Source organism: Streptomyces sp. NPDC031340 (genome assembly GCF_055569945.1).
Genome location: NZ_JBVIIE010000013.1, coordinates 181,205 through 195,030, shown reverse-complemented (window position 1 = coordinate 195,030; position 13,826 = coordinate 181,205). Strand labels below are relative to the sequence as shown.

The window sequence follows — 13,826 nt, the reverse complement described above, 5'->3', positions numbered from 1 at the left end:
GCGCAAGCGGAGACACGGGGGGGCCGCCGCGTTACGCGGCGGGACTCGCCCCCCGGCCCGTCTCTCTTTTCCCGCCCCCCCCCCCGGGTCCCCCCCCCCCCCCCCCCCCCGCCGTCAGCCGGCTCCGTCAGCCGGTCGCCGGCAGTTGCGCCCGCAGCAGCACCGGCAGCCGGGTCGTGCGCGGCTTCGCCGGGACCTCGGCCACGGCGTGGGGCAGTGCCTGCTCCACGCCGTGCACCACGGACAGGTGCCGTTCCGCGCGGCCGAACGCCGTGTACACCCACGGCCGGCTGAGCGAGTGCGCCGCGTCCCCCGGCAGCACCACGACCACGGCCGGCCAGCGGTTGCCCACGGCCTGGTGCGCCGTCAGCGCCCACCCGTGCCGTACGGACTGCTCCACCCGCTCCTTCGGTACGACGACGGAAGCGCCCCCGCACGACAGGTGCAGCCCGTCGGCGTCGGCCTTCACCACCCGGCCCGGCAGCGTCCGCCCCGGGGCGGGGGAGTAGGCGACCCGGTCGCCGGGGTCGAAGCCGCCGAAGCGGCCGGGGCCGGGGTTGAGCCGCTCCTTCAGAGCGGCGTTCAGCGCGCGCGTGCCGGCCGCGCCGCCGTGGCCCGGGGTGATCACCTGGGTCAGCTCGGCCGGGACGCCGATCGCGCGGGGCACCGAGTCGGCGACGAGCTGCACGGTCCGGTGCACGGCCTCGCCGGCGTCCCGGACCGGGACGATCACGACCTCCTTGCCGGGGGCGTCGACCTGGTTCAGCTCGCCGACGCCGATCCCGGAGACCAGTTCGCCCAGCGGGCCGGAGTCCGGCACCCGGGAGGCCACCTGCGGGCAGGCCCGCACCGCCAGCAGGTCCGCGAAGACCCGCCCGGGCCCGGCCGACCACAGCACCGCGGGGTCGCCGGCCAGCACCAGCCGTGCCCCGTCGGGCAGCGACTCCACGAGCAGGGCCGCCGTCTCGACGTCCAGCTGGGGCGCGTCGAGCACGACGAGCAGGTCCAGGTCCAGCGCCCCTTCCCCGTCCCGGCCGGGCCCCTCCGCCCCGGACAGCAGCCCGGCGACGGTGGCGACGCGCGGCGCGGCGGCCTCGGCGGCGTCCGCGGGGGAGCCGTCGGGCCGGGACGCGCCGGTCCACGACGCGGCGAAGCGGTCGCGGCCGAGCGGGGTGTGCGTGGCGGCCCAGGCCCGCAGTCCGAGCCCGTCCGCCGCGCGCAGCAGGGCGGCGGGATCGGCCTGCGACGCCTCCCCACCGGTGTGCAGCACCAGACCGTGGGCGCCGGCCGCCCGGACCAGCTCGGCGGCCGAGCCGCGGACCGCCGCCGCGGCCGCCTCCCAGCGCTCGGCCGGACCGCCCTCCTTCGGCACCGAGTCGATCAGGCGGGCCAGGCCGTCGGCGAGGCTCTCCTCCGCGAGTGCGTACCGTTCCAGGCCGACCAGGACGCGCACGGGACGCTCCTCGTCCTCCTCCGGTTCCGGCGCGGCCGGGTCGAGGGCGTCCTGGAAGACCAGTGCCTCACCCTCGGCGACGGCGCTGTGCACGGCCGCCTCGGCGTCGGGTACGCCCCGCTGGGCGAGGGCCGCGACGAGCGCCGGCATCTCCAGGGCCGTGTGCCCGGCCAGGGCCGCCTGCTCCAGCAGCCAGCCGGTGACCGCGCGGCCCCGCCGCTCGTCGTCCGGGCCGCACTCCGCGCCCAGCAGCGCCCGGGCGAAGCCGTCGGCCTGCTCGGGGCGCACCCCTCCGGCCCGCAGCAGCTGCCAGGGGTCGGCCCGCAGAAGCTCCTCGGCGCCCTCGCCGAGGGCTGCGGCGACCTGCGGTGCGAGCGTGTCCGGCGCGCCGCCGTCGGTCAGCACCCGCCGCACCGCGGCGACCGTCCCGGGCGCGGGAGCCGAGGGCGCGGGGGCCGCCTCCGCCGGCTGCGGGCGCCGTACCGGCTCGGGGGCGGGGCGGCGCCTGGCAGGCGCCGGCTCGGCGAAGACGGGCGCCACGGGCTGCCGGCCGCTCTCCACGGCCCGGACGGCCGCGAGCAGGTCGGCGGCCTTCCCGCTGAGCTTGGTGCCGGCCTCGATCGGCTCGGCCTTGGCGGCCTTGCGCCGTTCGATCCGCTCCCGTTCGATCCGCTGCGCCGCCAACTCGGCCTCCGCCTCGGACATCCGGCCGGCGGCCTCCCCTTCGCCCCCGTCACCCGGACCGCCCACGGGGCCCCCGCCCTCCGCGGCGCCCCCGGCCTCCGTCGCGTCCCCGCCCTCGGCGTCCCCGGCCTTCGCAGCCTTCCGGTCCTCCGTCACGCCTCGGTTCTCGGCGCCCCTGGCCTCCGTCGCGTCCCGGTCCTCCGCGCTCTCCGCATCCGCGAGGCCCCGGTCCTCGGCGCTTCCCGCATCCGCCGCGACCCGGTCCTCGGTCTCCGCGGCGCCGGCCTGCCTGGCCTGCCCGGCCTCCTGGGCCGCACCGGCCTCCCCGGTGTCGCCCTCGGCCGCGGCGTCCGGGGTCCCCGGCTCGGTGTCGTCCGTGGTCTCGGGGTCCGTGCTCACAGCGTGCTCCAGTCGTGATCGGGATAGCGGTGCACGGGCGCCGACACGTCGTCCAGCGCCCGGCAGATCTCGTCAGGAAGACTAAGGGCCTCCACTGACAACGCCGCCGTGAGCTGCTGCGCGTTGCGCGCGCCGATGACGGGCGCGGTCACCCCCGGCCGGTCGCGGATCCACGCGAGGGCGATCTGCAGGGGCGTCACCGCGAGCCCGTCGGCCGCGGTCTGCACGGCGTCGACGATCCGGCTCGCCGTGTCGTCGAGGTACGGCGCGACGAACGGCGCCAGATGCTCCGAGGCGCCCCGCGAGTCCGGGGGCGTGGTGGTGCGGTACTTGCCGGTGAGAACCCCGCGGCCCAGCGGCGAGGACGGCAGCAGGCCGATGCCCAGGTCCAGCGCGGCCGGCAGCACCTCCCGCTCGACGCCGCGCTGCAGCAGCGAGTACTCCAGCTGGGTGCTCGCCAGCCGCGTCCGCGCGCCCGGCGCCGCGAGCTGCCAGGTCGCGGCCTTGGCCAGCTGCCAGCCGCAGAAGTTGGAGACGCCGACGTAGCGGGCGCGGCCGCTGCTGACCGCCAGGTCGAGGGCCTGCAGGGTCTCCTCCAGCGGGGTGCAGGGGTCGAAGGCGTGGACGTGCCACACGTCGACGTACTCCGTCCCCAGCCGCGCGAGTGAGGCGTCCAGCGCGGCCAGCAGGTGCCCGCGCGAGCCGTCGAAGCGGCGGTCGGGGTCCGGGACGCTGCCCGCCTTGGTCGAGATGACCAGGTCCCGCCGCGGCACGAAGCCTTCCATGAGGCGTCCGAGGAGGTACTCGGCCTCTCCGTCGCCGTACACGTCCGCGGTGTCGACGAGGTTCCCGCCCGCTTCCCAGAACGTCTTCAAGAGGTCCGCGGCGTCGTGCTCGTCGGTGTCCCTGCCCCAGGTGAGGGTGCCGAGTCCGATGCGGGACACGCGAAGGCCGGTACGGCCGAGATGCCTCTGCTCCATGAACGCCGAGATTACTGGCCGGAACCTGTCGCGTGGGGGCCTGTGGACAACCAGTTTTCCCGGCCGTCACCCGCGCCGCCACCAGGTCCGTAACGGCTGGTGGCGCGGCGTGTGCGCGACAGCACTGCCCACCGCGGCGTCACCCGCGCTAGGGTCTGCCGCACAGGGACGTTACTGATCGGTAAGGGGATCGGCCATGCAGCTCGGGATCAACCTCGGCTACTGGGGCGCCGGAATGGACGCGGACAACCTGGCGGTCGCCCAGGAGGCCGACCGGCTCGGGTACGCGGTGTGCTGGGCCGCGGAGGCCTACGGGTCGGACGCCGCCACCGTGCTCACCTGGGTCGCCGCCCAGACCGAGCGGATCGACGTCGGCTCGGCCATCTTCCAGATCCCGGCCCGCCAGCCGGCCATGACCGCGATGACCGCGGCCACCCTCGACTCGCTCTCCGGCGGCCGTTTCCGCCTCGGCCTCGGCGTCTCCGGGCCGCAGGTCTCCGAGGGCTGGTACGGCGTGAAGTTCGACAAGCCGCTGGCCCGCACGCGTGAGTACGTGGAGATCGTGCGCAAGGCGATGTCGCGCGAGCGGCTGACGTACGACGGCGAGCACTGGACGCTGCCGCTGCCCGGCGGCCCGGGCAAGCCGATCAAGCTGACCGTGCACCCGCAGCGCGAGCACATCCCGCTGTACATCGCCGCGATCGGCCCGAAGAACCTGGAGCAGACCGGCGAGATCGCCGACGGCGTGCTGCTGATCTTCCCCGCCGCGGAGCACCTGGAGGAGACCGCGATCCAGTACCTGCGGGCCGGACGGGAGAAGGCGGGCAAGACGCTGGAGGGCTTCGACGTCTGCCCCACGCTCCCGCTCGCCGTCGGCGAGGACAAGGACGTCGCCGCGCTCGCCGACACCTTCCGCCCGTACACGGCGCTGTACGTCGGCGGCATGGGCAGCCGCAAGCAGAACTTCTACAACCAGCTCGCCTGCCGCATGGGGTACGAGAAGGAGGCCACCGAGATCCAGGACAAGTACCTGGCCGGCGACAAGCAGGGCGCCGCGGCCGCGATCCCGCACGATCTGATCGACAAGACCACGCTGCTCGGCTCCGTGGACCGCATCGCGGACCGGATGCGGCAGTACGCGGAGGCCGGGGTCACCACCCTGACGCTCGCCCCGGCCGGCTTCACCCTCGACGAGCGGCTCGCCTCGCTCCGCGCCGGCACCGAGGCCCTGGAGCGCGCCGGACTGGCGTGACACGGGCCCGGTGAGGGGCTGTGCGGGGCGCGTGACACGGGCCCGGTGAGGGGCCTGTGCGGGGCGCGTGACACGGGCGCGCCCCGCGGGCCGGTCTGCCGCGGCCGTGGTGGGGGCTCGGGGGTCTTCCCCGCCACGGCCGTCACGGGGAACAACGCGCCACGGTCCGCGCGGTTACGGCGCCGGGACACGCCGCGCGTCAGCCTTTCGGCGGAGTCGGCCACCACAGCTGTTGCGGCACCCCTCGCGGCGCATTTGACTCGGTCTTTGCGGAGTCCTGCGGAGTTCTGCAGAGAGGTGCTCAGATGCTGTCCGCCAAGAGCCTGTTCCAGGAGATCCTCGACAACGACCACTCCTTCGCCCTGTTCTGCTCCATCGCCGCCAGCGGCGAGTCCCAGGGCGGCTGGGAGAACGCCCGCATCGCCACGCTCGTCCCGCGGAGCGAACGCGACCTCGCCCCCAAGATCACCCGGCACGGCGCGGACGAGGACAAGCACGGCCGCATCTTCACCGCGCTGATGAGGAAGCGCGGCCTGGCACCCGTCCCCGTCCCGCCCGAGACCGACTACACGATGCTCCTGGAGAAGCACGGCATCGGCCTCGCCCACGCCAGGCTCAACCAGGACGAGCCGCTCACCGTGCGGGACGTCGTGATCTACCTCGCCCACAGCCGGGTCACCGAGCAGCGCGCCTCCGAGCAGATGGAACTGCTGCGCAAGCATTTCGCCGACCACCCCGACATCGGCCGCGCGGTGCGGATGATCTCGGACGACGAGGACAACCACCTCGCCTACTGCCACGAGGAACTGCTCCGCCTCGCCTACGCCGGCCACGGCCGCGCCATCCAGCGGACGCTGCGGGAGTGCGCGCTCGCCGAGATCCGCGTCTACCGGGACGTCAGCCTCGCGGTGATGGACCACATGGGGCGCATCCTCGGCTGGCCGAAGGCGAAGTCGGCGCTGCTCGCGGCCGGCATCCACGCCGTGTACGCGTACGAACGGCTGGTGGGCTGGCGCCGGATGGTGACCCTGGAGACGCCCGAGCGGCGCGACGCGCTCGGCGGACCCGCGACGACCGCCCCCGAGTTCGCCTGACCGGCCCGGCCCGCGCGACCTGTCCGGCCGGGGTCGCGCAGCCCGAACGGCGCCGGGCCCGCGCAATCTGACCGGCCGGGCCCCCGGCCCCTACAGCCAGCCCCGGTTCTTGAAGAGGCGGTAGAGGACGACCTCCAGGCCGGCCATCACCAGGATCACGGCCGGATACGACCACACCCAGTGCAGCTCCGGCATGTGGTCGAAGTTCATGCCGTAGATCCCCGCGATCATCGTCGGGACCGCGGCCATGGCCGCCCACGCGGAGATCTTGCGCATGTCGTCGTTCTGCCGCACGCTCATCTGCGCCAGGTGCGCCGACAGGATGTCCGACACCAGCCGGTCCAGGCCCTCCACCGACTCGTTCACCCGCGTGAGGTGGTCGCTCACGTCCCGGAAGAAGGGCCGTGCCTGCTCGTCGACGTAGGGCACCGTCGTGCCGAACGGCCCGGAGCCCGCCAGCCGGTTCAGCGGCAGCGCCAGCGGGCCGGTCGCCCGCCGGAACTCCAGGATCTGCCGCTTGAACTCGTAGATGCGCGAGGCGGTGTGGCGCGATCCGCCGCCGTCCGGGGAGAAGACCTCCGCCTCCAGCTCCTCCAGGTCGGTCTGCAGCTCCGTCGCCACGTCCAGGTAGTGGTCGACGACGGCGTCCGCGATCGCGTACAGCACCGCCGTGGGGCCCTTGCCCAGCATCTCCGGCTCGTGCTCCAGCCGGCGCCGCACCGCCCCCAGCGGGGAGCCCTCGCCGTGACGGACGGTCACCACGAAGTGGTCACCCAGGAAGACCATGACCTCACCGGTGGAGACCCGGTCGCTCTCGGCCTCGTACACGACCGGCTTGAGCACCGCGAACAGGGAGTCGTCGTACATCTCCAGCTTGGGCCGCTGATGGGCCTTCAGGGCGTCCTCGACCGCCAGCGGGTGCAGCGCGAACTCCTCGGTGACCAGGGAGAACTCCTTCTCCGACGGTTCGTGCAGCCCGATCCAGACGAACCCGCCCGCGGTACGCGCGTCCTCCAGGGCGTCGGAGAAGTCCTCGGGGCCCTCCTTGCGCTGCCCGTCGCGGTAGATGGCGCAGTCGACGATCACAGAGTGTCTTCTCCCCTCTCTCCGGGCCCGCCCCGGGCGGGCCTGCGCCTACCCTGGGCCGCATGCCCACGCTGATCCTGGTCCGGCACGGACGTTCCACCGCCAACACCGAGGGACTGCTCGCCGGGTGGACGCCCGGTGTCGCCCTCGACGAACGCGGCGCCGCACAGGCCGCCGCGCTGCCCGGCCGTCTCGCCGAGCTGCCCCTGTCCGAAGTGGTGAGCAGCCCGCTGCAGCGCTGCCGGGAGACCCTCCGGCCGCTGCTCGAGGCCCGTCCCGGGCTCACCGTCCACACCGACGAGCGGATCGGCGAGTGCCACTACGGCGACTGGTCCGGCCGCAAACTCGCCGAACTCAAGGACGAACCGCTGATGGAGGTCGTGCAGGCGCACCCGAGCGCCGCCGCGTTCCCCGGCGGCGAGTCCATGCGCGCGATGCAGACGCGCGCCGCCGAAGCGGTGCGCGAATGGAACGCGCGCGTGGAACGCGACCACGGCCCCGACGCCGTCTACCTCATGTGCTCGCACGGCGACATCATCAAGTCGCTCGTCGCGGACGCACTCGGACTCCATCTCGACCTCTTCCAGAGGATTTCCGTTGAACCGTGTTCCATCACCGCGATCCGTTACACCCGTCTGAGGCCGTTCCTCGTCCGCCTCGGCGACACCGGCGACTTCACGTCCCTGGTGCCGCGCGAGGAGCCGCCGGCCGACGACGCCCCGGTCGGGGGCGGTGCGGGCGCACCGTGATCGTCGGGCGCAGTAGGGTGAAGCGGTCGTGACAGCGCCGCACCCGCCCGCAGGCGTGCGGCTCGCGCGGCGACCGGTCCCCAAGCCGATCCAGATCCAGGAGACAGGACGTGTCCCGTCAGGTGTTCCTCTACGACCCGCCGGACCGTTTCGTGGCCGGTACGGTCGGACTGCCCGGGCGCCGTACGTTCTTCCTCCAGGCCACCGCCGGCCCCCGGACGACCAGCGTGGCCCTGGAGAAGACCCAGGTGGCCGCCCTCGCGGAGCGGATGGACGAACTGCTCGACGAAGTCGTGCGCCGCAGCGGCGGCAGCGCCGCCGTCCCGGCCGTGGCGCCCGCCGAGGTGGCCGACACCGCCCCCCTCGACACGCCGATCGAGGAGGAGTTCCGGGTCGGCACCATGGCCCTTGCCTGGGACGGCGAGGAACAGCGCATGATCGTCGAGGCGCAGGCCCTCGTGGAACTCGACGCGGAGTCCGACGAGGACCTCGCCGAGGCCGAGGAGCGGCTGCTGCAGGACGAGGAGAACGGGCCCCCGATGCTGCGGGTCCGGCTGACCGGCGCGCAGGCCAGAGCCTTCGCCAAGCGCGCCCTCGACGTCGTCAACGCCGGGCGGCCGCCGTGCCCGCTGTGCAGCCTCCCGCTCGATCCGGAAGGACACGTATGTCCGCGCCAGAACGGATACCGCCGCGGAGCCTGACCGCGGCCGAGCTGCTCGGCCGCGGTGAGCTCACGGTGCGCGGGCAGATCCGGGACGCCTCCAACGCCGTGCTGTACTGCTCCGTCACGCACGAGGGCCAGGAGGCCTTCTGCGTGTACAAGCCGGTCCGCGGGGAGCGCCCGCTGTGGGACTTCCCCGACGGCACCCTGGCCCAGCGCGAGGTGGCCGCGTACGAGGTGTCCGAGGTCACCGGATGGGGCCTGGTGCCGCCCACTGTGCTGCGCGACGGCCCCTTCGGCGAGGGCATGTGCCAGCTGTGGATCGAGGGCGAGCCCGGAGACGGGCTGCTGGCCCTGGTGGACGGCGAGGAGCCGGAGGACGGCTGGAAGGCCATCGGCTTCGCGGAGGCCGAGGGAGGCAGGACCGCCCTGCTCGTGCACGCCGACGACGAACGCCTGCGGCGGCTGGCCGTCCTCGACGCGGTCATCAACAACGCCGACCGCAAGGGCGGCCACCTGCTGCCCGCCGCCGGGGGCCGCCTCTACGGCATCGACCACGGGGTGACCTTCAACACCGAGAACAAGCTGCGCACCCTGCTGTGGGGCTGGGCGGGCGAGCCGCTGACCCGGGAGGCCCTCGACGTCCTGGCGAACCTGCGGGAGGCCCTGGACGGCGCCGGGACGCTGGCCCGGCGCCTGGCCGCGCTGATCACCCCGGCCGAGCTGGACGCCACACGCGCCCGCGTGGAAGCCCTCCTGAAGTCGGGACGGCACCCGGAGCCGAGCGGGGAGTGGCCGGCCATTCCATGGCCGCCCGTCTGACAGCACACCGGCCGATAAGGCGCAAGAGCGCCTTGTCGGCCATCAGGTCCGGTCCGGTTCGTATGCGGAACATCCGTCCGGTTAGGCTCATGTCATGCATGCCTGGCCCGCTTCCGAGGTCCCCGCCCTGCCTGGTCAGGGCCGCGACCTGAGGATCCACGACACCGCGACCGGCGGCCTCGTCACCCTCGACCCCGGTCCCGTCGCCCGTATCTACGTCTGCGGCATCACTCCGTACGACGCGACCCACATGGGTCACGCGGCGACCTACAACGCGTTCGACCTCGTGCAGCGCGTGTGGCTCGACACCAAGCGGCAGGTGCACTACGTCCAGAACGTCACCGACGTCGACGATCCGCTCCTCGAGCGGGCGCAGCGCGACGGACTCGACTGGGTCGCCCTCGCCGAGCGGGAGACGGCCCTCTTCCGGGAGGACATGGCCGCCCTGCGGATGCTCCCGCCGCGCCACTACATAGGCGCCGTCGAGGCCATACCGGGCATCGTGCCCCTGGTGGAGCGGCTGCGTGAGCTCGGCGCGGCCTACGACCTCGAGGGCGACATCTACTTCTCCGTCGAGTCCGACCCCCACTTCGGCGAGGTCTCCCGGCTCGACGCGGCCGCCATGAGGCTGCTGTCCGCCGAGCGCGGCGGCGACCCCGACCGGCCCGGCAAGAAGAACCCGCTCGACCCGATGCTGTGGATGGCCGCCCGTGACGGCGAGCCGAGCTGGGACGGCGGCTCCCTCGGATCCGGTCGGCCCGGCTGGCACATCGAGTGCGTCGCCATCGCCCTCGACCACCTCGGCATGGGCTTCGACGTCCAGGGCGGCGGCTCCGACCTCGCCTTCCCGCACCACGAGATGGGCGCCTCCCACGCCCAGGTGCTGACCGGCGAGTTCCCGATGGCCAAGGCCTACGTCCACGCCGGCATGGTCGCCCTCGACGGCGAGAAGATGTCCAAGTCCAAGGGCAACCTGGTCTTCGTCTCCCAGCTGCGCCGGGACGGGGTCGACCCGGCCGCCGTCCGGCTCGCGCTGCTCGCCCACCACTACCGGTCCGACTGGGAGTGGACCGACCAGGTGCTCCAGGACGCCGTGGCCCGGCTCGGGCGCTGGCGCGCCGCCGTTTCCCGGCCCGACGGCCCGCCCGCCGACGCCCTCGTCGAGGAGATCCGCGAGGCCCTCGCCGACGACCTCGACGCCCCGTCCGCGCTCGCCGCGGTCGACCGCTGGGTGGCCCGGCAGGAGCGGGAGGGCGGCACGGACACCGGCGCCCCCGGCATCGTGTCGCGTGCCGTGGACGCCCTGATGGGCGTGGCGCTGTAACGACGACGGGCACACGCCGACGAGACGCCGACGAGCCCGGCGGCCGGTTCCCAGGGACCGTGCCGACGGGCTCGTCGGGCGTCCGCCACCGGTCGTCGCCGGCCGCAATCCCGGCAAATCGCTGCGCGGCAGGGGGCCATGTGATGGGGTGAGGGCGTCTGTTGACCGTCCGGCCGGCCTCGCCGGCCCCTGGCAGAAGGACGCACCGTGGCACCCACCGAACGTTCCTTCGCACGTCGAAGACTCCTCACCGGCGCGGCCGCCCTCACCGGAGCGACCCTCCTCGGCCCCACCGCGCACGCGGCCGGGAAGAGCGGGAGCGCCTGGCCGGCCGGCTTCTCGCTGCCGCAGGGCTTCCAGCCCGAGGGCATCACCATCGGCTCCCGCCCGTACGCCTGGTTCGGCTCGCTGGCGAACGGCGACGTCTACCGCGCCAGCCTCGCCACCGGCCGCGGCGCGGTGATCGCCGAGGGCCTCGGCGCCGACCACCCCACCGTCGGCCTCAAGATCGACCCCCGCGGCAGGCTCTTCCTGAGCGGCGGCGTCAGCGGCGAACTGCGCACCGTCGACGCCCGCTCGGGCGAGACCGAGAAGGTGTACGACGTCGACGGCCTGTTCGTGAACGACGTGATCCTCACACCCGACGCCGCCTGGTTCACCGACTCCTACCGGCCCGTGCTGTACAAACTGCTCCTCGACCGGCACGGCGCGCCGGGAGCCGTCGAGACCGTGCCGCTCACCGGCGACTGGGTCCAGGGCGCCGACTTCACCGCCAACGGCATCGAACGCACCCCGGACGGCAGCGCGCTGCTCGTGGTCAACACCGTCGCGGACGGCGGCGGCCTGATGCGCGTCGACCCCCGCACCGGCGTGGGCCGCGCCGTCGACCTCGGTGCGGCGAAACTCCCGAACGGCGACGGCCTGCTGCTCCTGGGCCGGACCCTCTACGCCGTCCAGCAGCAGCAGAACGCGATCGACGTCTTCCGGCTGGACGCGGCCGGCACCCGGGGCACGGCCATCGCCCGCATCACGGACCCGCGCTTCCGCATCCCCACCACGGTCGCGGCGTGGGGCGACCGCCTGTACCTGCCCAACGCCCGCTTCGACGTGGAGCCTGCGCCGGACACCGAATACGACGCGGTGGCGGTCCGGCAGGTGTAGGACGGCGGGACACACGGCCGGGCACGACGAGGGCGGTGCGCGTCGCGCGCACCGCCCTCTCCACGCGGTCTGCCGTCCGGACCTGCCGCTCGTTTCTGCTGTCCGGTTCGCCCGCTCAGTCCTCCGAGGAGTCCCCGTCGTCCCGGTCCGAGTCGGCGTCAGCCCCCGTGTCCGCGTCCATGCCCGCGTCCGTGTCCGTGTCGGCGTCCGTCCCGGCCTCCGCCCTCGGCGCCTTCGGCGGCTTCGTACGGCCGCCGGGCCGCTCCCGCCGGTAGGAGGTGCCGTCGCCGCCGTCCGCCCCGGCGGGGCCGGCTCCGTCCCTGCGCCGCAGGTAGCGTTCGAACTCGCGGGCGATCGCCTCGCCCGACGCCTCCGGCAGCTCCGCGGTGTCCCGGGCCTCCTCCAGCGTCTGGACGTACTCGGCGACCTCGCTGTCCTCGGCGGCCAGCTGGTCCACGCCGACCTGCCAGGCGCGCGAGTCCTCGGGCAGCTCGCCCAGCGGGATGCGCACGTCGATCAGATCCTCGAGACGGTTGAGCAGGGCCAGCGTCGCCTTCGGATTCGGCGGCTGCGAGACGTAGTGCGGCACCGCGGCCCACAGGCTCACCGCCGGCACGCCCGCGTGCGTGCACGCCTCCTGCAGCACACCGACGATGCCCGTCGGGCCCTCGTACTTGGTCTCCTCCAGGTCCATGCGGCGGGCGAGGTCCGGGTCGGACGTGGTCCCGCTGATCGGGACCGGACGCGTGTGCGGGGTGTCGCCGAGCAGGGCGCCCAGGATGACCACGAGCTCCACGCCCAGCTCGTGCGCGAAGCCGAGCAGTTCGTTGCAGAACGAGCGCCAGCGCATCGACGGCTCGATGCCCCGGACGAGCACCAGATCGCGCGGCTTGTCACCGCCGACGCGGACGACGGACAGTCTCGTCGTCGGCCACGTGATCTTGCGCACTCCGGCGTCCATCCACACCGTGGGGCGGTTCACCTGGAAGTCGTAGTAGTCCTCGGCGTCCAGCGCCGCGAACACCTCGCCCTTCCACTCCCTGTCCAGATGCGCGACCGCGGTGGAAGCGGCGTCGCCGGCATCGTTCCAGCCCTCGAACGCGGCCACCATGACCGGGTCGATCAGCTCGGGAACCCCCTCGAGCTCGATCACCCAGTGCCTCCTTCCGACGTGCCCTCGCCTGACCACCCAACCTTACGGCGTCCGGCGGGGGCGTCCGCAGCCCCCTTGCACGGGGGAGTGAACGGATCACTGCCCCGATCGTCACCCAGGAACACCCGCCGCCACCTGCCCCTCACAGGGTCGACCGCAGCCACTGCTCCACGCTCGCGATGTGCACGGTCGCCCAGGAGCGGGCCGTCTCCGCGTCGCGGTCGCGCAGGGCCGCCAGGATCGCCCGGTGCTCGTGCAGGGTGCGGCTGACCGCGTCCCGCTGGGTCAGCCCGCGCCAGATCCGGGCCCGGGTGGTCGGCCCGGACAGGCCGTCGAGCAGGGAGCTGAGCACCGAGTTGCCGGCGCTCTGCACGATGCTCCGGTGGAACTCGAGGTCGCTCGCGACCAGGTCCTCCACCGACGGGTTGTCACCGAGCTGGTCCAACTGGGCGGAGAGCGCGTCCAGTTGCTGCTCGCTGATGAGGGAGGCGGCCATCCCCGTGGCGGCGGGTTCCAGGATGCGGCGCACGGCCAGGAACTCCAGGACCGTGTCGTCCCGGTGGAAGTCGACGACGAAGCTCATCGCCTCCAGCAGCAGCTGCGGGTCGAGGCTGGTGACGTACGTGCCGTCGCCCTGCCGCACGTCCAGGATCCGGATGAGCGACAGCGCCCGCACCGCCTCCCGGAGCGAGTTGCGGGACAGCCCGAGTTCGGACGCGAGTTCGCTCTCCTTGGGCAGCCGGTCCCCGGGGCGCAGCGCGCCGGAGACGATCATGTCCTTGATCTTCTCGATCGCCTCGTCGGTGACTGCCATGCACGGCCTCCCTGTGGTTCCGCTGACCCTGAGACATCGGATGTCTCAGGGTCAAGTATGCGGTCCCAGGGGGTCCGGCGGGGCGCCGAACGATCAAGCCGTCGAAGGGACGCACGGAGGCCCGGACGAAGCCCGGACGAAGGGACGTACGAAGCCCGGACGAAGGGACGTACGAAGGCCCGGACGAAGGGAAG

At 73.7% G+C, this 13,826-nt stretch carries 12 protein-coding genes; 7 read left to right on the top strand and 5 right to left on the bottom strand.

The features are described 5' to 3' along the window. Positions 1–127: 127 nt before the first annotated feature. Complete coding sequence (locus ACZ5GT_RS12920; RefSeq protein WP_469020296.1) at positions 128–2,536, bottom strand: helix-hairpin-helix domain-containing protein; 2,409 nt, start codon at positions 2,534–2,536, stop codon at positions 128–130. Then, a complete protein-coding gene (locus tag ACZ5GT_RS12915) occupies positions 2,533–3,516 on the bottom strand; it encodes an aldo/keto reductase (RefSeq protein ID WP_469020293.1) in 984 nt (327 codons plus the stop codon). Before ACZ5GT_RS12915 ends, ACZ5GT_RS12920 begins: the two co-directional genes overlap by 4 nt. Before the next feature lie 196 nt (positions 3,517–3,712). Here ACZ5GT_RS12915 and ACZ5GT_RS12910 point away from each other — a divergent pair, with 196 nt between their 5' ends. Both ACZ5GT_RS12910 and ACZ5GT_RS12905 read left to right on the top strand, forming a co-directional pair. Further along, on the top strand, positions 3,713–4,768 hold the full coding sequence (locus ACZ5GT_RS12910; protein WP_469020290.1) for an LLM class F420-dependent oxidoreductase: 1,056 nt from the start codon (positions 3,713–3,715) through the stop codon (positions 4,766–4,768). A 305-nt stretch (positions 4,769–5,073) separates the two neighbouring features. Further along, positions 5,074–5,862, top strand: a complete 789-nt coding sequence (locus tag ACZ5GT_RS12905; protein WP_469020288.1) for a ferritin-like domain-containing protein — start codon at positions 5,074–5,076, stop codon at positions 5,860–5,862. A gap of 90 nt (positions 5,863–5,952) precedes the next feature. Here ACZ5GT_RS12905 and corA read toward each other — a convergent pair whose 3' ends face one another. Next, on the bottom strand, positions 5,953–6,948 hold the full coding sequence (gene corA, locus ACZ5GT_RS12900) for a magnesium/cobalt transporter CorA (RefSeq protein WP_469020284.1): 996 nt from the start codon (positions 6,946–6,948) through the stop codon (positions 5,953–5,955). 62 nt (positions 6,949–7,010) lie between these two features. On the opposite strand from corA, the gene ACZ5GT_RS12895 reads away from it, so the two are divergent. The 5 genes from ACZ5GT_RS12895 (at position 7,011) to ACZ5GT_RS12875 (ending at position 11,665) form a co-directional block, all read left to right on the top strand. Further along, positions 7,011–7,697: a histidine phosphatase family protein gene (locus tag ACZ5GT_RS12895; protein ID WP_469020281.1), complete on the top strand. Its 687-nt coding sequence runs from the start codon at positions 7,011–7,013 to the stop codon at positions 7,695–7,697. A 110-nt stretch (positions 7,698–7,807) separates the two neighbouring features. Further along, entirely contained in the window at positions 7,808–8,398 is a 591-nt protein-coding gene (locus tag ACZ5GT_RS12890; protein ID WP_469020278.1) for a DUF3090 domain-containing protein, read from the top strand. Continuing rightward, positions 8,362–9,180 (top strand): SCO1664 family protein, encoded by an 819-nt coding sequence (locus ACZ5GT_RS12885; protein ID WP_469020276.1) that lies wholly within the window; start codon positions 8,362–8,364, stop codon positions 9,178–9,180. Before ACZ5GT_RS12890 ends, ACZ5GT_RS12885 begins: the two co-directional genes overlap by 37 nt. Positions 9,181–9,274: 94 nt before the next feature. Beyond that, the gene (mshC, locus tag ACZ5GT_RS12880) at positions 9,275–10,504 is read left to right on the top strand and encodes a cysteine--1-D-myo-inosityl 2-amino-2-deoxy-alpha-D-glucopyranoside ligase (RefSeq protein ID WP_469020274.1); all 1,230 of its coding nucleotides are present in this window, start codon (positions 9,275–9,277) and stop codon (positions 10,502–10,504) included. A 207-nt stretch (positions 10,505–10,711) separates the two neighbouring features. After that, positions 10,712–11,665 carry an SMP-30/gluconolactonase/LRE family protein gene (locus ACZ5GT_RS12875; protein ID WP_469020271.1) on the top strand — a complete coding sequence of 318 codons (954 nt, stop codon included), beginning with the start codon at positions 10,712–10,714 and terminating at the stop codon, positions 11,663–11,665. Between the two features lie 115 nt (positions 11,666–11,780). Here the strand turns inward: ACZ5GT_RS12875 and ACZ5GT_RS12870 are convergent, their stop codons facing one another. Both ACZ5GT_RS12870 and ACZ5GT_RS12865 read right to left on the bottom strand, forming a co-directional pair. Then, positions 11,781–12,818 carry a PAC2 family protein gene (locus ACZ5GT_RS12870; RefSeq protein ID WP_469020269.1) on the bottom strand — a complete coding sequence of 346 codons (1,038 nt, stop codon included), beginning with the start codon at positions 12,816–12,818 and terminating at the stop codon, positions 11,781–11,783. Between the two features lie 142 nt (positions 12,819–12,960). Next, positions 12,961–13,632: a FadR/GntR family transcriptional regulator gene (locus ACZ5GT_RS12865; RefSeq protein ID WP_469020265.1), complete on the bottom strand. Its 672-nt coding sequence runs from the start codon at positions 13,630–13,632 to the stop codon at positions 12,961–12,963. Between the last annotated feature and the right edge of the window lie 194 nt (positions 13,633–13,826).

Excerpts from the sequence above, each read along its gene's own strand:
- ACZ5GT_RS12885 (WP_469020276.1), top strand. The coding sequence starts at position 8,362 with ATGTCCGCGCCAGAACGGATACCGCCGCGGAGCCTGACCGCGGCCGAG.
- ACZ5GT_RS12905 (WP_469020288.1), top strand. The coding sequence starts at position 5,074 with ATGCTGTCCGCCAAGAGCCTGTTCCAGGAGATCCTCGACAACGACCAC.
- ACZ5GT_RS12910 (WP_469020290.1), top strand. The coding sequence starts at position 3,713 with ATGCAGCTCGGGATCAACCTCGGCTACTGGGGCGCCGGAATGGACGCG.
- mshC (WP_469020274.1), top strand. The coding sequence starts at position 9,275 with ATGCATGCCTGGCCCGCTTCCGAGGTCCCCGCCCTGCCTGGTCAGGGC.
- ACZ5GT_RS12915 (WP_469020293.1), bottom strand. The coding sequence starts at position 3,516 with ATGGAGCAGAGGCATCTCGGCCGTACCGGCCTTCGCGTGTCCCGCATC.
- ACZ5GT_RS12895 (WP_469020281.1), top strand. The coding sequence starts at position 7,011 with ATGCCCACGCTGATCCTGGTCCGGCACGGACGTTCCACCGCCAACACC.
- ACZ5GT_RS12865 (WP_469020265.1), bottom strand. The coding sequence starts at position 13,632 with ATGGCAGTCACCGACGAGGCGATCGAGAAGATCAAGGACATGATCGTC.